Genomic DNA, 19237 nt, shown 5'->3' with positions numbered 1-19237 from the left:
AACATGTCAAAAGTTTGTGATGTTTGCGGTAAGAGAAAAGCATCAGGTAACAACGTTACTTTCTCCCATAGAGGTATCAAGCGCACTTGGACTCCCAACCTTCGCAAGGTTCGAGTTTATGATGAGAAGGGTACACCTAAGAGACTGAATGTTTGCACGCGTTGCCTGAGAAACGGAGCAGTGAACCGGGTTAAACCCGCAAGCAATAATTCGGAAATGGATCTCCTGTTTACCGAAGAAGTTGAAGTCACTGAGGAAAACCAGGTCAGCCCTGAAGACCAGACGGATGTCCAAGAGACCGGTGAAAGTGTAGAAGCCTCCCCTGAGGCCTAATCTCCGTCAAAAGACAAAAATAAAAAAATCCCCCTAGCCCTGAACTCGAGACGGGACTAGGGGGATTTTTTTGACAAGGCGGGAAATCAGGTATCCTCCTCATCCTTGGAATAGAAGCAATAGACCCCACCTCCCCCTTCAGCCCGGACTTCCATTCGGTTTTGGGGAGAGAGAATGTGGTTGGACACGGCCCGGGAGGTCCCGGCTACCAGATGGAAGCGATCAAGGTCGTATTCGAAGCCTTCCAAGGACAAATAGACGTCCGGATCCAGGGTAAAAAAGGAGACATAGGTCCCCTCCTCCGCCATCTCCAATACATAGGAGCCGGTAGGAAGGAAGCGGACTTGATTGTTCCGGCCTTCCATCCGGACATCCATCCCCCTTTTGCTAAAGGCCTCCAGAAGGAGGAGGTTGGAAAAAGAATGGTCCAAACGGGATCCCGTTCCTCCTAAGAAGAGAACCTCTTGAAATCCCATATCCAGGAGGATCTTTAAGGCCAGTTCGGAATCCGTATCATCCTTGTGGGTGGGAAAGCTTTCAAAAGAGGTCCCCTTTTCTTCCCAGATCTTCCGGTAGGCCGGATCTCCAAGCCGGCTGGAGGAATCGAAGTCCCCCACCACCCGGTCTATGGGAAAATCGTAGCCCTTGACATAGTCAAAGCCCCGGTCGGCACAGATAACATAATCCGCTTTTTCGAGAAGCTGTGCTATCCGGTCGGGGGCAGGAAGGTCCTCTCCCCCGGCCACCAGGAGGGCTTTTTTCTTTTCAATGGGATTCATGGTTTTCTCCTCTCCGGAAAAAGTCGGTTTAATACCGGCTGATGATCTCTAAAAATTCCCTGGCATTGGTTTCCGTTTTCCCTGGAGAGAAAACTGCCGAACCCGCCACCAGCCAATCCGCTCCGGCCCGGATGACCTCTTCTACATTATCTTTCTTAATCCCCCCATCCACCTCCAGGATGATCTTTCGTCCCGACCGGTCAATCTTCTGACGGATATCTTTTATCTTTTCCAAAGCGGAGGGAATAAAGGATTGTCCCCCGAAGCCGGGATTGACGGACATAACCAGGATCAAGTCCAATTCATTCATAAGATAGGAAAGGCCTTCTGTCGATGTGCCGGGATTGAGGGCCAGTCCGGCCTTCATCCCCAGGGCATGGATGGCCTGGATGGTCCGGTGGATGTGGGTGGAAGCCTCCAGGTGGACGGTGACCAGGTCACAACCTGCCTTTTTGAAATCCCCTAAAAAGGGATCGGGTTCCTCGACCATGAGGTGGGCGTCGAAGAAGAGGTCGGTCCTGGGGCGGAGCTTTTGAATGAGCCCCGGTCCAAAGGAAATATTGGGCACATAGTGGCCGTCCATGATATCCAGGTGGAGGTGGTCCACGCCGGCCACCTCGATTCGATCCAATTCCCTATCCAATTGGGAAAAATCGGCAGAAAGAAGGGAGGGTAGCAATACTTTTTTCACGAAAAACTCCTTTATTTTATGGGCCTTAATAGGACCGAAAGCCTTCAACTTCTTCCAAAATCTTTAAATAAGACCGGTAGCGACTGGGATGGACCTCTCCCCTTTCCAAGGCCTCTTTAACCGCACAGGCCGGCTCCTTCCGGTGGAGACAGTTGCGAAACTTGCAGGCGTCCTTCAGAAGGGTGAACTCCGGGAAAAAGTCCTGGACCCGGTTGATATCCTCCACTTCCTCCAGACTGAGGGTTGAAAATCCGGGAGTATCAAAAAGATAACCCTCCTGACCGATTTGAAAAAGGCGGATCTTCCGGGTGGTCTGGCGGCCTCGGAGGATTTTTTTCGAAAGTTCCCCAACTTGGACATCCAGACCCGTCATCTTGGCAACCAGGGAAGATTTTCCCGCTCCGGATGGACCGGCCAGGGCAGAAATTTTTCCTTGGAGGGCACCAACCAGGGGGACCAGGCCTTCTCCCGTAAGGGCGTTGGTTTGGAGGACGAAATAGCCGATGGACTGATAAAGTTGGGTCCACTTATCCAATTCCCCTTCGGCGGCCCGGTCCATCTTATTAAAACAGAGGAGGACAGGGAGATTCCTTCTTTCAATGGAGACCAGGATTTTATCCAGGGCCAGAGGGTTAAGGCTGGGCTCTTCGATGGTTTGAACCAACAAGACCTGGTCCACATTGGCCACGGGAGGACGGAGGAGGAGGTTCTTCCGGGGGTAAATTTTATGGATGGTTCCTTCCGGACTATCCTCTCGAATAAAGACTTCCACCAAGTCGCCCACAACAGGCCGGAGATTTTTATCCCGGAATACCCCACGACCCTTGCAGGGGACCAGGATCTCTTCCCCATCAACCCTACAGTTCACCAGATAGAGGTCTTTTTCTGATTCAACAATATGACCCTTAAGGCTTGGACTCTCCTTCATAGCCCTCCCTTCTTTTTAATCGCGATTCCCGGGTTGTTCACCACTGGACTGACCCGGCTCATTGGCCTTGGCCGGCTTGCCGTCATAGAAGATCCGGAGGTCGGCGTCCTCTGCTGTCCGAATATGGATGGGGATGTAGCCGGACCGGTTGACATCTTCCGCCTTTAACTTGCCCTGGAAGATGGCTTTGGTCGTGCTCTGTTTGAAGTCAAAGACTTCAACGTTGAAAGTCTCCTTCCCTTCCGGGGGATAAATCCGGAGGGTAAAGTCCACCAAGTTAAGCTCCGGGTTTGCCTTGGGACCGGACGAGATAACCAGATTAATGGTGGTGGAAGTGGGCACTTCCTCCCCCGCTTTGATAGACTGCTCAATGACGATCCCTGAAGGATAGGAGCTTTCCCTGGGTTCGATGGAGCCCAGCTTGAGTTCCGCTTCCTGGAGGAGTTGGTTGGCCTTGCTTTGGTCCGCACCAATAAGGACGGGGACCTTGCTGGTCTTCTCCTCCGGACCGTCGGAGACCACCAGGTTGACCCTTCCCCCCTGCTCCAACCTTTCATTGGCCCTAGGTTCTGTCCGGATGATATGGCCCTTTTCCACCTCATCCGAATTTTCAAAGATATTCTGCCCCATGGTAAAACCGGCATTGGTTAGGGTGGCGGCGGCGTCTTCCTGGCTGGACCCGGTCACATCCGGTATGGGGAGGGTGTTTTTCCCCTGGGAAACCTTGAGTTCCACCTTGGTTCCCTTGTCCACCGTCGTTCCGGACTTGATGGACTGCTCCATGACTAAACCCTCATCCGTCTTGTCATCATAGGTTCTCTCCACGACCTCGCCCAGGAGGTCATTATTTTTCAAAAGATCCATGGCCTCATCCACCGATAAGTTGATCACGGGAGGAACCCGGGTTTGGCTGGCTTCCAGGCGGTTGGCGTTTTGCCCTCCGAGGATGGTGGTGACCAGAAGAACGGTGGCGACGGCCACGGCGACCAAGACCAGGGCAAACCAGGGGAAGCCCGACTTCTTCTCTTCTTCCTCCACCGGGTGGCTGGGATTGCTTTCATAGACCACTTCCCGATGTTTTTTCCGCGCCGGCTTGTGGTCCTCGGGCCGGTAGTTCGGCATGGGTGGCGGGGTTTTCATGTAGACGGTATCCCGGTTGGAAAGGTTCCTGAAATTCTTCAGATCCCCCACCAGGTCGGAAGCGGAGGCATACCGGTCTTCCGGATTTTTTTCCATACAGGTCAGGATAATCCGGTTGAGGGCCGGAGACAGGTCCGGGTTAAGGTCAATGGGAGGGACGGGGCTTTCCTGGATATGCTTGATCGCAATCCCCACGCTGTTATCCGCATCAAAGGGCACCTGACCGGTGGCCATCTCATACATGACCACACCCAAGGAATAAATATCCGATTTGAAGTCGGTAAACCGTCCCTTGGCCTGCTCCGGAGAGATATAGTGGACCGTCCCCAGGATGGAGTTGGTATAGGTAACGGTGGAGGCTGAGGAAATTCGGGCAATCCCGAAGTCAGCGACCTTGATATCCCCGGACTTCATGATCAGAATGTTTGCCGGTTTGATGTCCCGGTGGACCAGGTTGTGGTCATGGGCACATTGGAGGGCCATGGCAATTTGGCTCCCGATCCGGGCCACCACTGAGGAGTCCATCTGCCCTTGGGCGGCGATGGCATCCTTTAGGGTGGATCCTTCGATGAGCTCCATAACGATATAGTGATATTTCTGTCCCTGGATCTCCTCGCTGCCGACATCATAGATATTGACGATGTTGGGGTGGGATAGAGAAGCGGCGGCCAGGGCCTCATTTTCAAACTTCCGGACGAATTCCTCGTCCTCAATATATTGGTTTTTTAAAACCTTGACGGCTACCTTTCTCTTTAAAAGGATATCTTCAGCCTCGTATACATAAGCCATGCCGCCAACCCCAATCCTCTGGAGGATTCGGTAACGGTTGTTTAATAAAACTTGGTCCATGTCGCTCTCCTATATTCAAATACAGTCACCGTAATATTATCGGCTCCCCCTCTATCTAAGGCGGCCTGTACGAGACCGGTCACTTGATCCTTGGCCTCGCTTGTCGTTAGTAAAAGATCTAAAATCTCCTGGTCTTCCACCATGGTGGTTAGACCGTCGCTGCAGAGAAGGACGGTATCCCCCTCTTCCAGGTCCAGGTAGTCCAGCTCCACCTCCACCCTCTCATCCGTTCCCACCGCCCGGATCAGGGTGGAACGTTCAGGGTGGTGGCGGGCTCCTTCTTCGGTCAGGAGTCCCTGGTTGATGAGCTTTTGAACCAGGGAGTGGTCCTCGGTCAGTTGGCGGAGGGACCGGTCCCGCATGAGGTAGACTCGGGAGTCCCCCACATGGGCAATGATGGCCCTTCCCTCATGGACCAGGACAAGTACGCAGGTTGTCCCCATATTGAAGTAGTCCGGGTTGGTCTTGGCCAGGTCATAGACCGCCTTGTTGGCAGCCTCCACAGCCTCAACCACCATCTTTTCGTAATCAGTCCTCTCCTTGGCGGAGATGAGAAATTCCTGGATGGTTTCACTGGCCAGTTTGGATGCCGTGTCCCCGGCCCGGTGGCCCCCCATTCCATCGCAAACCACGAAAAGGGCCAGACGGGAAGAAAAATAGTTCACATAGGAGTCCTGGTTGTTGGACCTTTGGAGTCCCTTATCGGTGAGCGAGTAGGTGTTCATGATGGTCCTCCCATCCCTTGGTAGAGGATTCGAAGCTGGCCACAGGCCCCGTCGATATCCTCTCCCCGTTTCCTGCGTATACTGGCATGGATGCCCCGCCTGTGGAGGGCTTCCTCAAAAGCGAAGATCCTCTCCTCCCCGCTGGGCCTCCCCTTGTATTCTTTAATAGGATTCAAGGGGAGGAGGTTAATATGCCACATGGGCCCTTTAAAGAGGCGGGCCAGGGCGTCCAGGTCTTGGGGGCGGTCATTCTCTCCCTCTATTAAAACATATTCCAGGGAAATTCGCCGTCCCGTCTTTTCAAAATAGGCCATGCAGGCCCGGATGATCTCCTGAATCGAGTAGCGGTTGGCGATGGGCATGGTCCGCCGCCGGTCCTCATCGGAGCTGGCATGGAGGGAGATGGCCAGGTTAATGGGAATCCCCTCCTCCGCCAGATCATAAATCCGGGGGACCAGACCACAGGTGGAGAGGGTGATAGCCCGGGCGGACAAGTTTTTTCCCTTGGGGTCGGTAATGAGGCGGAGAAAGCGAACCACTTCATCGTAGTTATCCAGGGGTTCCCCGATCCCCATGAGGACAATCCGGTCCACCCGGTCTCCTGTGATTCTTTCCGTCTGATAGACCTGGCTGAGAATTTCTTCCGCCTGAAGGTTTCGGGCGAAGGCGGCTTTGGTAGAGGCACAGAACTTACAGCCCATCTTACAGCCCACCTGGGAAGAAATACAAAGGGTAGTCCGGTCGGGATAGGGCATATAGACTGTCTCCACAGTATTCCCATCCTCCAGGGCGTAAAGGAATTTCCGGGAACCGTCCCGGGAAAGGAGTTGGTTGACTTCCTTAACGGTCCGTAAAGGGTAGTCTTTTAAGACCTCCCTTAAGGCCTTGGGGAGGGTGGTCACCTCATCCAGGGAATCCAAGCCTTCCGCATGGAGGGCATGGAAGACCTGTTTGGCCCGAAAAGGCGCTTGACCCAGTCCCTTGAGAAGCGCCTCCAGTTCTTCCAGGCTCATTCCATTGATTCCTCTTTCCATCCTTCCTCCTTTCTCCAACCTTATCGATCCGGCCCCTCTCCTCGGTCTAGTCCTGACCTTTTCCCTGAAAGAGGACCCCCGCCTCCAAGGGATTTCCGTTCAGAAAATCCCCTACCGCCATGGCCTTCTTTCCAGGTGCTTGAAGGGAGGTGATAAGAAAAATTCCCTCTCCGGTCCTCACCCCCAGGCCATTTTTCTCAACAGAAACCAAGGTCCCGGGCTCTTCCGGGCCGGCCCCTTCCAGGGCGGAGGCTCCATGGACCTTGTAGGTCTTGCCCAGGTAGTCGAACTTCGCCCCCGGCCAGTTCTTTAGGGCTCGGACATGGTTAACCAGGTCCTTAGCGGGCTTGGTGAAATCCAGGTAGGCATCTTCTTTGGTCACCTTCCGGGTCTTGGTCACCAGGCTTTCATTCTGGTCCTCCTTAACTTCCAAATAGCCCTCATAATCCCGGAGGACCTCCACCATCAGATCGGCGGAAAGGAGGGATAGGCGGTCCTCCAGGCTCTCCAAATCGTCCTCCTCATGGATCTTGATCCTTGCCCGGGCCAGAACTTCTCCCGCATCCAGGCCCTTTCGAACGATCATGGCGGAGACCCCGGTCTCCTCTTCCCCGTTTAGGAGGGCGGCCTGGATGGGCGAAGCCCCCCGGTACTTGGGCAGGAGGGACCCGTGGAGGTTGAGGATATCCTCCCCATAGGTCTGGCGGAGCTCCTTGCCGATCATCTGACCATAGGCGATAACCACCAAAACCGTCGGATCGGCCTCCTTGATCCTGCGTATCGCTTCCGGGCTGTTGACATCCTCGGGAGAGATGACCTCCAGACCATGATCCAAAGCATAAGCCTTGACCGGGGTCGGTGTTTTTTCCTTCTTCCGGCCCCGGATCCGGTCCGGCTGGGTGACGACTAATACAGGGTCCATGTCCTCTTCTTCAACCAGGGCATCCAGGCAGGGAAGGGCATAGACCGGTGATCCAAAAAATGCAACTTTCAATTTCACCCTCCTTATGGGCAAAGACCCTTACTCCTCGGCCAGGCTGGCCGAACTCTCTCCATCATCGGATTGGTCCTGGAGGATTCCATGGGACTTCAGATAATCCACCTGTTCTGGGGTAGGATTGGCCAGGTTGATTTCTTCCACCACCCGGTCACGGAAGAGGATCCCATCCAAATGGTCGATTTCATGGCAGATGCAGCGGGCAAAAAGTCCCCGGGCCTGGACCTCATGGTCCTCCCCCATCTCATCCGTATAGCGGAGTCGGACTTCCTCCGGACGAAGAACTGTCCCGTTGAAGCCGGGTAAAGAAAGGCAACCTTCCACATCCTCCTCCAATATTTCCGACCGTTCAATAATTTCCGGGTTGATCATTTTGATGGGCCCCTGGCCCACATCAATAACCACCATCCGGCGGAGTTTCCCCACTTGAGGAGCAGCTAGACCAACTCCCTCTTCCTTGTACATGGTCTCCACCATATCATCCAAAATCTTCCGGATCCGGTCGTTGATTTCTTTGACAGGGCGGGACTTCTTTCGAAGAATGGGATCGCCCTCGATTCGCAAATTCATGAAAGCCATATCTCATCTCATTTCTATGTTTAAAAAATGGACACAGGGTCCATGGTAAGGACAATGTTGATTTTGGGCGTGGAGGGAAAAGCATCCAGGATCTCCCTCCCTAGACCCCTCAGATCCTCCTGTTTGCTTGACCGGACCATGATGCCGAAACGGTAACGCCGGTTCATCCGCTCGATGACACAGGGGGTCGGGCCTTCCACCTGACCTTCCTCCAAGCGTCCCAGGCGGCTGTCTATAAAAGCCCGTAGGTCATAAGCCTTGTCAAGAAGGGCCGCCCGGTCAGGGGAGGTGATCCGGATGTGGAGTTCCCGGCTGAAGGGAGGGTAGTGGTTCATGGCCCGGATCTTCTTTTCCCACTGGTAGAAGGCATCCACATCATATTGGGCGGCTGTCACAATGGCGGGATGGTCGCTTTTATAGGTCTGGATAAAAACCTGACCCGGCTGGTCTCCCCTCCCTGCTCGGCCGGCCACCTGGGTGATGAGCTGGAAGGTTCGCTCGTTGGCCCGGATATCAGGAAGGTTGAGGGAAATATCCGCTGCCATAACACCGACTACGGTGACCCGGGGAAAATCGAAGCCTTTGGCAATCATCTGTGTCCCCAGGAGGATGTCGATCCTTCCGGCCAGCATATCCCGGTAGACCCGGTCGTAGGCCCCTTTTCGGGTCATGGTATCAGCATCGGCCCGAACCACCCTCGCCTCGGGGAAGAGTCTTCGCACCTCTTCTTCCAACTGCTCGGTTCCTGCGCCGAAATCCCGGATGGCGTTGGACCCGCAATTGGGGCATTTCTTACCCAGGACCTTCTCCCGCCCACAATAGTGGCAAACCAACCGCTTCCGCCCCTTGTGGTAGGTCATGGCCACATCACAGGCATCACAGCGGTAAACGTAACCGCAGGACCTGCAGAAGACGAAGGAGGTATGGCCCCGCTTATTGAGGAAGAGGATGACCTGGTTCCCCTCTTTCAGGGCCTGGTCCATGGCCCGGTAAAGGGGGCGGGAGAACATGGTCCGGTTGTTGGCTTTAAGTTCCTCCCTCATATCCACCAGCTGGACCTTGGGCATGGACCGGCTGCCGACCCGATTAGGGAGGTCCAGTCGAGTGATCTCTCCCTCGTCCACCCGGTAAAGGGTCCGGATAGAGGGGGTGGCTGTCCCTAAGACAAGGCTGGCTCCATGGTAATCTGTCCGGAAGCGGGCGATGTCGTAGGTGTGGTATTTGGGATTTTTCTCGGAAATATAGGAGCCTTCATGCTCCTCGTCGATCACGATTAACCCCAAGTTTTCAAAGGGGGCGAAGATGGCCGACCGGGCCCCGATGGCGATGGAGACTTCCCCCTCCCGGATCTTTTCCCACTCCTCATAGCGTTCGGAAGTCGAGAGGCGTGAGTGGAGGATAGCCACTCGGCGACCGAACCGCCCCTCGAAGCGGGCGATGGTTTGGGGCGTCAGGGATATTTCCGGGACCAGGACGATGGCCTGCTTGCCCTCACGGAGGACCTTGTCGACCAGTTGGAGGTAGACCTCCGTCTTCCCCGACCCGGTCACCCCGCAAACCAGGTAGGTCCCCCTCTCCCGGACAATCCGGTCGAAGACCTTCTTCTGGTCTCCGGTCAAAGGGAGCATGGGGTCCCTCCCCCCGACCTCCACTTCTCTCCGGGCCACCCGCCGGTCTGCCTTCTCGATCCACCCCTTCTCCAGAAGGGCTTTCAAGGTGGATGATGAGGCCCCGGTCGCTTTCAAAAGGACAACCTGCTCCTCCTCCCCTTCCTTTCTCAGGTAATCCATGACCTTGGTCTGGCGGTGGGCCCTCGGAGGGACCGAAGAGGTCTTCCCCTCCTCCGTCAGCCGGTAGAAAGACCGGATCTTGGGGACAAATTCGCCGATGGCTCCGGGAGGAAGGACGGACTGGAGGGCGGAAGCCCAGTCGGACAAGGTCGTCTCAACCAGAAACTGAGCGATAGCCAGGGCTTCCTCGGGAAGATCAGGGAGTTCTTCGATTTTCCGGATCACCTCTTTTGTGGGGAAGTCGGGGACCCGGTCTGTCACCTCCAGGACCATGGCCGGAGTTTTTCGGTTCCCCCGACCAAAGGGGACGTAGACAGCTGACCCCCTTTTCACGGTTTTTTCCAAGTCCGAAGGAAGGGCATAGGTAAAGGGTTTGTCGGTCATCCGGGTTCCGGAATTAACCAGGACCCGGACAAAGAAACTATTCATAACCCCCTCCTTTCCCCTCATCTTCTCTCTTATTTTCCGGCTTCCCTTTCCTGAAGAAGGCCAACTACCCGGTCCAGGATCTCCCGGGCCACTTCCTCCTTGGATTGAAGGGGGAGGTCTTCCCGGTCCTTTTTCGTGAAGATGGTCACGATATTGGTGTCCCCCGCAAAACCGGCTCCTTGGGCAGAAACATCATTGGCAACAATAAAGTCCAGATTCTTTTCCTTGAGCTTTTTCTTGGCATAGTCCTCGACGGACTGGGTCTCCGCCGCAAAGCCCACCAGGACCTGGTCTTTTTTTTGACCGCCCAAGGTCTTGAGGACGTCCGTGGTCTCCTTAAATTCCAGGGAAAAGCTCCCGCTTTTTCCCTCCTTCTTCATCTTCTGGTCCAGGTAGTGGACCGGGGTCATATCCGCCGGTGCTGCCGCCATAATCAACGCCTGGGCCCCATCGAAGCGATCTTTCAAAGCCAGGTAGAGGTCCTCCGTGGAAGTGACGGGGACATCCTCCACCCCCTTGGGGACAGGGGCTTGGAGGGGGCCATGGACAAAGGTCACTTCCCCGCCTCGCCTTGCCGCCTCCCGGGCAATGGCAATCCCCTGTTTGCCGGAAGACCGGTTGGAAATGAAGCGGACCGGGTCAATCATCTCCCGGGTCGGTCCCCCCGTCACCAGGATCTTAGTCCCGACCAAGTCCTTCGGCGCAAAGAAATCCTCAAGAACCCGGGCCAAATCCTCTGCCTCGGGCATCCGCCCCTCTCCTTTTTCATCGCAGGCCAGGAGGCCGGAGTCGGGCTCAATGATCCCGATCCCCCGGTCCCTTAAGATTTGGATGTTTTCCTGGGTAGCCGGATTTCGGTACATAACCACATTCATGGCCGGTGAGACCAGGACGGGGCAATGGGCTGCCAGGGCGGTAGAAGAGAGGAGGTCATCGGAAATCCCCCGGGCCATCTTGGCCAGGATGTTCGCCGTCGCCGGAGCAATCAGGAAGACATCCGCCCAGCGGGTCAAGTCAATATGGGGGATAAAGTGGTCCTCCTCCGAAAAAAGGTCCTTGTAAACCTTGTTCTTGGACATGGTCTGAAAGGTTAAGGGGGTCACAAACTGACAGGCCCCCTCGGTCATGACCACCCGGGTCTGGGCACCTTGCTTATTTAGAAGAGATAAGAGGGTCAGGGTCTTGTAGATGGCGATTCCACCGGAGACCCCAACCAGGATTTTCTTTCCTTGAAGCCGGTTCATGGTCCCCTCCTTAGCGCATGACCTCGTGTTCTGCAATTTCTTCCATCAGGCGGTTATCCTGGACATTTTCCTCCTGACCCGGGTCCTGTTCCTTCTTGACCACAGCCCCCTGCATGATCTCATCCAGGGCAACGGTGCAGGCCTTCTTCCCCGTGGACTTGACCAGGGGCTCCGACCCGTCCGTGAGCAGGCGAGCCCGCTTCATGACCATGACACAGATGTCATAGCGGGACTTGGAAATTTGGGCTAATTCTTTAAAGGATGGGTTAATCATGGTATTCCTCCCGGTATTTTTTCATTAAACTGGCATCAATTCGCTGGTTTTCTGCATCAATGATATGGAGGATGGTTTCTGCGCACTTCTCCACCTCATCATTCACCACGGCGTAGTCGTAATTATGAAGATTGGCCAATTCTCCTTCCGAATTTTTCAGACGGAGGGCAATCTCTTCCTCCCCTTCTGTCCCCCTGTTGTGGAGGCGGTCGGCCAGGTCTTTGACCCGGGGCGGAAGAAGGAAGATAAAGACCCCTTCATCCAGGTTTTCCTTGACCTGCATGGCCCCTTGGACGTCGATCTCCAGGATAACATCCTCTCCCTTTTCCAGGTTGTCCATGACATAATCCCTGGGTGTTCCATAGAAGTTTCCATGGACCTTGGCAAATTCGATCAGCTTGTTTTGATCAATCAGGTCCTGAAATTCTTCCATAGAGTAGAAAAAGTAGCTCTCTCCGGAAAGCTCATGGGGGCGTTTGGGCCGGGTGGTGGCCGAAATGGATAGCTTGAGGGAGGGGCGTTGGCGCATGATCTCTGCACACACCGTCCCCTTGCCGACTCCGGAGGGTCCGGAGACGATAATCAGGTGACCTTTTCTTCGCATGGCATCCTCCTTATTCGATATTTTGAATTTGTTCGCGGATTTCTTCGATGGTCGTTTTTCCTTGAATGGTCCAGGATCGGATGGCCTCATCATTGGACTTGGACCCGATGGTGTTGACCTCCCGGTTCATTTCCTGGACGATGAAGTCCAAGGTCTTTCCGACCGGCCCTTCTTTATTGACCGTATCGTGGAAGGACTTGATGTGACTCCGGAGGCGGACAATTTCTTCGTCGATGGCTGCTTTCTGGGCAAAGAGGGCCACTTCATTTTCCAGCCTCCCCTGGTCCAGGACCGTCTTTTCAGAGAGAAGGTCCTCCACCCTCTTGTTGAGTCGGTCCTTCTCTTCCTGAACCAGGTCCGGTGCCCTCTCCTCTATCCGGTTGACCAAATCCTCCAGCTTATCCAGCTTTTCTAAGAGATTGTTTTGTAACCTCTCCCCTTCCTTAGCCCGGAGGTCTTCCACCCGGTCCAGGGCCCGGTCCACGACTTCCATGGCCAGGGTCTGCCAGGATTCCTCATCAATAGCGGGCGGGCAGGGGACCATGATGCCGGGGAGTTTGACCAGTTCATCCAAGCGAAGCATGGGGCCCCCTTCACTCGATAGGTATTCCTCCGTAAAATCCTCCAGGTCCTTGGCCACCTGGAAGAGAGCTTCCTGGTTGACCCGGTAGCCGGCATCCAGGGTCTGGGAGAGGTCGGTCAAGGTAAGGTTAACCCTCCCCCTGTGAATCCTCCCCTCTACCTCCTTGCGGAGGAGGGGGTCCAAAAACCGGAGTGGGTCCGGTAGATGGATATAGAGGTCTAAAAAACGGTTGTTGACAGTGGAGATTTCTCCTTCAAGGCGAAGGTTGCCAAGGGATTGGGCAGCCTTCCCGTAACCGGTCATGGAAAGCATGGTTTCCTCCTTTGATCAATTGTACTTTAAGCCTAAAGCATGGAGGGGATCTTTTCCAGTTAATAATACATTTTTGTAATACTTTCCTTCTCTTCTTTTTTGTTTCTTCGTGTTTCCTCTTCCCCTCATCCCCTATGAGCCGGTTAGCCACATGATATAATGGGAGAAAGACTAGAAAAGGAGATCCTATGACTTTTGACGGAATCACATGCCGGGCGGTGGTCTTGGAATTGCGGGAAAAAATCCTGGGCGGCCTGGTCCGCAAGATCAACCAGGTGGGGCCTTCCACCCTGACCCTTTCCATCTACGCCAACCGGTCAAACCACTTGCTCTACCTTTCGGCAGACCCCTCCAAGTCCTGCCTTTTTTTAAGTGAAAAAAAATATAAAAATCCCACCAGCCCTCCCGACTTCTGCATGGTCCTCCGGAAGCACCTGGCCTCTGCAAAAATCGAGGACATCCGCCAGGAAGGAATGGACCGGACGGTCCGCCTGGTCTTCTCTGCATCAGGGGATTTGGGCGAAAGGGTGACCCTGTCCTTAGTTGGCGAATTTATGGGCAAGTATTCCAACCTCATCCTAGTTGACGAGGAAGGCCAGGTTGTCGATGCCATTCGACGGGTTTCCCGCCATATGTCCCGGGTTCGACAGGTCTTCCCCGGAAAGGCCTACGAAATCTTTCTCTCGGATAAGCTGGATATTTTACAAGAGGATATTTTCCTGGAGGACCTGGCCAAGGACATGCCGAAATCAGCCCAGGCCAACAAGATCTTCATCCGTAATCTAACCGGATTTTCCCCCCTGGCTGCCCGGGAAATCCTATTTTTATCCGGCATGGACCCCGACTGCCCGCTTGGGCAAATCACAAAGGAAGAAATGGACAGGATCCAGGAGGTCTTCGACCACCGGGTCCGGGACATCCGCCAGGGATCCTTCTCCCCCTCCCTCTACCTGGGTTCCAAGAGCCTCTATCACGCCTTCCCGGTAACCTATCTAGGGCCAGCTGACCAAAGTTCTCCCTCCATGTCCCGAGTTATGGATGACTATCTCTCCCACTTCGGCCGAGATGACCAGGTAGGCCAGGTCAAGTCCAACCTCCAGGCCCTCTTGAAAGGGCCCATGGAAAAGGGGGAGAAAAAGCTCCTCCGCCAGGAAGAGGACTATAAAAAGACCCTGGACCGGGACATTCTCAAGGAGGAAGGGGACCTTCTGGCCGGCCAGGTCCACCGGATCAAAAAAGGAGACAAGTCCATTACCGTCCCCGACTTTTACCACGGTGATGTCCCCCGGACCATTGAACTGGATGCCAGCAAAGACCCCTGGGAGAATGTGGAAAGCCGCTACCACAAGTTTTCCAAGCTCAAGAGGGCCAACCTCCTCCTCTCCCGGTCCATCCCCCAAGTAAAACAAGACTTGGACTACCTGAGCCAGTTGGCCACCATGCTGGACCATGCTGACTCCATGGAAGACTTGGAAGAGATCCGCCAGGAGATGGTCGACCAGGGTCTCCTCAAGAAAAGGAAGAAGGGGAAAAAGGATAAGGCTCCCCGGTCCAAGCCACCCTACCACTTCCGGACCGAGAATGGCCTGGATATTTATGTTGGCCGAAATAACAAACAAAATGATGCCCTGACCCTCAAGCTAGCCAATAAAGAAGATATTTTCTTCCATGCCCAGGCCATCCCCGGGGCCCATGTCATCCTCCGCCTCCCCTCCGGACAGAAAGCGGAAGAAGAGGACCTGGAAGCAGCCGCCTGGCTGGCCGCTAGCCATTCCGCCCAAAGCGATGAGGGAAAGGTCAGCGTGGACTATACCGAGAAAAAGAATGTCTACAAGGCCAAGGGGGCCAAGCCCGGCATGATCTATTACAATGATTTTTCCACCATCCTGGTCAATACCCAAGCCCGGCCCAAACTGGACCGGGTCGAATAGCCCTGAAGGGAGTCTGCCTTGAAATTTTTCCACCTTGCTGACCTCCACCTGGGAAAAAGGGTCCACGATTTTTCCATGCTGGAGGACCAGGAAGACATCCTCCGCCAAATCCTCGACCTCTGCGAAAAGGAGGGGCCGGATGCCATCCTCCTGGCCGGTGACATCTACGACAAATCCACCCCATCCGCCCAAGCGGTGGACCTCCTGGACCGGTTTTTAGTGGACCTGACCCAAAGGGTGGACCATGTCTTCATGATCCCCGGCAACCATGACTCTCCGGAAAGGCTGGCCTTTGGGAGCCGCCTCATGTCCCGGGAAGGCCTCCACATCGCCCCAGCCTACCAAGGCCCCCAAGCTCCCTATGTCCTGGAGGATTCCCATGGTCCCCTCAATATCCACCTCCTCCCCTACCTCCGACCCGGTTTGGTCCAAGCCCAATTTCCGGAGGAAGAAATCACCTCCTACACCCAGGCTGTCGAATCCGCCATCGCCCATCTTTCCATTGATTCCGGAGAAAGAAACCTCCTGGTGGCCCACCAGTTCGTGACCGGGGCGGAGCGGTCGGATTCCGAGCGGGTCATTGTTGGCGGGTCGGATAATGTTTCCGCTTCCGTCTTTGAGGCTTTTGACTATGTCGCTTTAGGCCACATCCATGGCCCCCAGAATATCCTCAGCCCCTGCCTCCGCTATGCGGGATCCCCTCTCAAGTATTCCTTTTCAGAGAAGAACCAGGTCAAGTCCGTCACTGTTGTAAACCTGGAAGAAAAGGGGACGGTCCAGGTATGGACCCTTCCCCTGATTCCCAGGCATGACCTCCGGGAAATCCGGGGGAATCTGGACGACCTCTTAGCGTCTGCCCCCTCCTCCGGACCGGAAAAAGAGGACTACATCCGGGCCATCCTGACTGATGAAGAGACGCCTCCCATGGCCCTGGCCAAGCTGAGGAAGGCCTACCCCCGGATCATGCGGCTGGATTTGGATAATCGCCGGACCCGCCATCAATCCTTTGTCGACGACAAGGTCCGGGAAGACCTTTCGAATCTTGACCTCTTTTCCGGCTTTTATGAGAGTCAAAACGGTAAGCCCCTGTCCCCTGACCAAAAGGCCTATGTGGAAAAGGTCTTCAAGCGCATCGGAGAGGAGGACCAATGAAACCCCTTCAACTCACCCTATCCGCCTTCGGTCCCTACGCCGGGAAATGCCATCTTGATTTCAGCCGCTTGGGTCCTTCCGGTCTCTATCTGATTTCCGGGGATACCGGTGCGGGGAAGACCACCCTCTTTGATGGGATTTCCTTCGCCCTCTTCGGTCAGGCCTCCGGGGACAACCGTGACCCCTCCATGCTCCGGTCCACCTATGCTGACCCGGAATGCCCGACCTTTGTGGACTTCACTTTTTCCTATAAAAATAAAATCTACCGGATCATCCGGTCCCCGGCCTATGAGCGACCCAAAAAAAGAGGCCAGGGAACCACCTTCCAGCCTACCAGGGCCAGCCTGACTCTCCCTTCCGGCAAGCTGATGGCCAAGACCAGCGAGATCACCTCCTATATTGAGGAGCTCCTGGGGGTCAACCGGGATCAGTTTGCCCAAATTGCCATGATCGCCCAGGGAGACTTCCGCAAGCTCCTCTTTGCAGAGACCAAGGACCGGATGGAGATCTTCCGCAAACTCTTCCACACTGACCCCTTCCGTCGCTTCCAAGACCTGGTCAAGGAAGACCTGGCTGACCTGGTCCAAGAGAGAAAGGAAGAAGAAAACCGTCTCCACCAATATCTTGAAGGGCTCCTGGTCATCGACCATGACCCCTCCGGTGATAAAATGACCCCTCTTTTCCCTTCCAAACAAGTCCGCTTGGACTCCTTTAAGGAGAGCCCTTTCGATGAAAAAGACCTCCTCTCCTTCCTTTCTTTTTTAGAGGAAGAGGACCGGGCTGAATTGGCTCAAGTTGAAGGATTGGTTCAAGTCAGGGAGGGAAATGTCCAAAGGATCCAGGCCCGGATCCTCCAAATCCGGGAGAGGGAGAAAAACCGGGAGGAGGCCCTTCGTATTCAAGAAGCCGTAGAAGAAAAAGAGCAAGATAAGGTCCTTCTAGAAGATAAACTGAATAAGCTGGATGCAGAAAAAGAAGATTTTGACCGCCTCCTCATGGAAAACAACCGCCTGGAAAACCTCCTCCCCGCCTATGAAAAATGGAAAGAAAAAGATTTGGGCCTGTCTAAGGACCGGGCTCAGCTGGAGGGTTTGGAAGAAATCCTCCATGAGGAGGAAGATAAGCTGGTCGAGCTGGACCGGGAAAGGGAGGAGAAGGCCGATCGACAAAAGGATTTGGCTGACCTTTACCGAAAGAAAAGGGACCTGGGCCAAGCCAGCCAAAAAGAAGAAGAGAGCCTGAAAAAACTGGACCGGCTCAAGGATTTGGTGGAAGAGAGGATGGATCTGGCAGGAGAAATCCGGGTGGCTCAAGAATCCTACCTTCGAAAAGAAAAGGAGGCCGGTCGAGCCTATGAGGATGCCGTCTCCCTCCGCCGGGCCTTCCGCCTCGCCCAGGCCGGACTCATGGCCCGTGACCTGGCCCGGGGGGATCCTTGCCCGGTCTGTGGGTCCAGAGACCACCCCCGGCCGGCTAGCCTGACCCAGGACCCTCCCCGGGAAGAGGAGGTGGACCGGGCAGACCAATCGGCCAAAGAGGCCCAGGATGAGGCTGGTCAGTCGGCTTCCCAATTGGCCGGCCTCCGTGCCGAGGACCGGGAAAAAGAGAAGGCCTACCGGGACTTGGCAAAGGACCTGGGCCTTTCCTTAGCCGGAGGGGATTCCCTTGAGGACAGAGAAAGTCATCTCAACCATGACCTGGACCGGATCCTGTCCCTGCATTCCCATGCCGAAGAGGAGCTGAAAAAAGGCCGGGTTGAGGAAAAGGAATTGGACCGGGAAATTCGGGACCAAGAAAATCTTCGGAAGGAGATCCCCCTTATCCTTAAAAAATCGGAAGAAACCAGGACCCGGCTTGCTTCAAAGCGTGAAGAAGTCATGACCCTCAAGATCCAGGTCCAAAACCTGGAAGACCAAATCAGGGAAGGCCTAGAATCCCTCCCCTATCCCAGCCAAAGGCAAGCACAAGACGCCTTGGATAAAGGCAAGTTGGACGTCCAAAACTATGAAAAGGAAGTCCGGGAAAATCGAGAAGGCCTACATGATTTGGAAAAACAAATTCAGTCATTGATCGGACAGATCCAGTCCCTGGAAAAAAGAAGGAAGGCCCTCTGCCAAGACCCCTTGGAGGAGGCCCTGGTTGAAGAAAGGGAAATGGAAAAAGACCTGGCTGAGGCCAGGAAGGATCTTGAGGAAATCCGCTATCGGTTGACTTCCAACCGGAAGTCGGAAGAAAGGATTCGAAGTGTCCTGGATAAGCTCAAGGCCACGGAAGAAAGATGGACCCTCCTCCAGCCTCTTTCCGCCACCGCTAACGGTCAGATTCCCGGAAAGGCCAGGATCAGCCTGGAATCCTACGTACAAATGCGGTTCTTTGACCGGATCCTGGACCGGGCCAACCTCCACTTCTCCCAGATGACCTCCGGCCAATATGACCTCATCCGCCAGGAGGACCCCCAGGACCTCCGGTCCCAGTCGGGTTTGGACCTGGCGGTCATCGACCATGCCAACGGGTCGGTCCGGTCTGTCAAGTCCCTGTCCGGTGGGGAGACCTTTATTGCCTCCCTCTCCCTTGCCCTTGGCCTCTCAGAGGAGGTGGAAGCCTGGGCCGGCGGAATCCAGCTGGATGCCCTCTTTGTGGATGAGGGTTTCGGGTCCCTCGATGAAGAGACTCTAAGGCAGGCTATAGCCGCCCTGGAATCCCTGACCCAAGGTTCCCGCCTTGTGGGCATCATTTCTCATGTCAGTGAACTCCAGGAAACCATTCCCAAACAGATCGCAGTCACCAAGAGAGCGGATAACCAGGGATCCCAAATTCAGATCATCAACCAGGAATAAAAAAAGGACCAGAACGGGAGCACCCG

The 19237-nt window shown here is 54.9% G+C and carries 16 protein-coding genes and 1 pseudogene; 4 read left to right on the top strand and 13 right to left on the bottom strand.

The window, feature by feature from the left end; translation table 11 throughout:
* Positions 1–3: 3 nt before the first annotated feature.
* Positions 4–189, top strand: a pseudogene (gene rpmB / locus HGKM_RS09065) (50S ribosomal protein L28); the annotation flags it as partial.
* 230 nt (positions 190–419) lie between these two features.
* Here rpmB and HGKM_RS08290 read toward each other — a convergent pair.
* From HGKM_RS08290 to HGKM_RS05300, 13 genes are read right to left on the bottom strand one after another with little or no spacing between them, the layout of a single operon-like run.
* Positions 420–1112, bottom strand: a complete 693-nt coding sequence (locus HGKM_RS08290) for a thiamine diphosphokinase (RefSeq protein WP_019134321.1) — start codon at positions 1110–1112, stop codon at positions 420–422.
* A 28-nt stretch (positions 1113–1140) separates the two neighbouring features.
* Positions 1141–1803 carry a ribulose-phosphate 3-epimerase gene (gene rpe / locus HGKM_RS05355; RefSeq protein ID WP_034579697.1) on the bottom strand — a complete coding sequence of 221 codons (663 nt, stop codon included), beginning with the start codon at positions 1801–1803 and terminating at the stop codon, positions 1141–1143.
* 25 nt (positions 1804–1828) lie between these two features.
* On the bottom strand, positions 1829–2731 hold the full coding sequence (gene rsgA, locus HGKM_RS05350) for a ribosome small subunit-dependent GTPase A (protein ID WP_019134319.1): 903 nt from the start codon (positions 2729–2731) through the stop codon (positions 1829–1831).
* Between the two features lie 15 nt (positions 2732–2746).
* Positions 2747–4720 (bottom strand): Stk1 family PASTA domain-containing Ser/Thr kinase, encoded by a 1974-nt coding sequence (gene pknB, locus HGKM_RS05345; RefSeq protein WP_019134318.1) that lies wholly within the window; start codon positions 4718–4720, stop codon positions 2747–2749.
* The gene (locus HGKM_RS05340) at positions 4702–5445 is read right to left on the bottom strand and encodes a Stp1/IreP family PP2C-type Ser/Thr phosphatase (protein ID WP_019134317.1); all 744 of its coding nucleotides are present in this window, start codon (positions 5443–5445) and stop codon (positions 4702–4704) included. The genes pknB and HGKM_RS05340 overlap by 19 nt, the downstream gene beginning before the upstream one ends.
* Positions 5442–6479: a dual-specificity RNA methyltransferase RlmN gene (gene rlmN / locus HGKM_RS05335; protein ID WP_019134316.1), complete on the bottom strand. Its 1038-nt coding sequence runs from the start codon at positions 6477–6479 to the stop codon at positions 5442–5444. Before rlmN ends, HGKM_RS05340 begins: the two co-directional genes overlap by 4 nt.
* A gap of 46 nt (positions 6480–6525) precedes the next feature.
* Positions 6526–7473, bottom strand: coding sequence for a methionyl-tRNA formyltransferase (gene fmt / locus HGKM_RS05330; RefSeq protein WP_019134315.1), 948 nt, complete (start codon positions 7471–7473; stop codon positions 6526–6528).
* 27 nt (positions 7474–7500) lie between these two features.
* Complete coding sequence (gene def, locus HGKM_RS05325) at positions 7501–8055, bottom strand: peptide deformylase (protein WP_019134314.1); 555 nt, start codon at positions 8053–8055, stop codon at positions 7501–7503.
* A 20-nt stretch (positions 8056–8075) separates the two neighbouring features.
* Positions 8076–10274, bottom strand: a complete 2199-nt coding sequence (gene priA / locus HGKM_RS05320; RefSeq protein WP_019134313.1) for a replication restart helicase PriA — start codon at positions 10272–10274, stop codon at positions 8076–8078.
* A 29-nt stretch (positions 10275–10303) separates the two neighbouring features.
* Complete coding sequence (coaBC, locus tag HGKM_RS05315) at positions 10304–11518, bottom strand: bifunctional phosphopantothenoylcysteine decarboxylase/phosphopantothenate--cysteine ligase CoaBC (RefSeq protein WP_019134312.1); 1215 nt, start codon at positions 11516–11518, stop codon at positions 10304–10306.
* 10 nt (positions 11519–11528) lie between these two features.
* Positions 11529–11792, bottom strand: a complete 264-nt coding sequence (rpoZ, locus tag HGKM_RS09235; RefSeq protein ID WP_019134311.1) for a DNA-directed RNA polymerase subunit omega — start codon at positions 11790–11792, stop codon at positions 11529–11531.
* Positions 11785–12396: a guanylate kinase gene (gene gmk / locus HGKM_RS05305; RefSeq protein ID WP_019134310.1), complete on the bottom strand. Its 612-nt coding sequence runs from the start codon at positions 12394–12396 to the stop codon at positions 11785–11787. Before gmk ends, rpoZ begins: the two co-directional genes overlap by 8 nt.
* A 10-nt stretch (positions 12397–12406) precedes the next feature.
* Complete coding sequence (locus HGKM_RS05300; protein ID WP_019134309.1) at positions 12407–13291, bottom strand: YicC/YloC family endoribonuclease; 885 nt, start codon at positions 13289–13291, stop codon at positions 12407–12409.
* Between the two features lie 188 nt (positions 13292–13479).
* Here HGKM_RS05300 and HGKM_RS05295 point away from each other — a divergent pair, with 188 nt between their 5' ends.
* From HGKM_RS05295 to HGKM_RS05285, 3 genes are read left to right on the top strand one after another with little or no spacing between them, the layout of a single operon-like run.
* Entirely contained in the window at positions 13480–15222 is a 1743-nt protein-coding gene (locus HGKM_RS05295) for an Rqc2 family fibronectin-binding protein (protein ID WP_019134308.1), read from the top strand.
* 18 nt (positions 15223–15240) lie between these two features.
* Complete coding sequence (locus HGKM_RS05290) at positions 15241–16374, top strand: exonuclease SbcCD subunit D (RefSeq protein ID WP_019134307.1); 1134 nt, start codon at positions 15241–15243, stop codon at positions 16372–16374.
* Entirely contained in the window at positions 16371–19211 is a 2841-nt protein-coding gene (locus tag HGKM_RS05285; RefSeq protein ID WP_019134306.1) for an AAA family ATPase, read from the top strand. Before HGKM_RS05290 ends, HGKM_RS05285 begins: the two co-directional genes overlap by 4 nt.
* Positions 19212–19237: the final 26 nt, after the last annotated feature.

The organism is Kallipyga massiliensis ph2 (genome assembly GCF_000311985.1).
GTDB classification, from domain to species: Bacteria; Bacillota; Clostridia; order Tissierellales; family Peptoniphilaceae; genus Kallipyga; species Kallipyga massiliensis.
The sequence above is the reverse complement of the archived record's forward strand: the minus strand, read 5'-3'. Positions and strand labels throughout refer to the sequence as shown.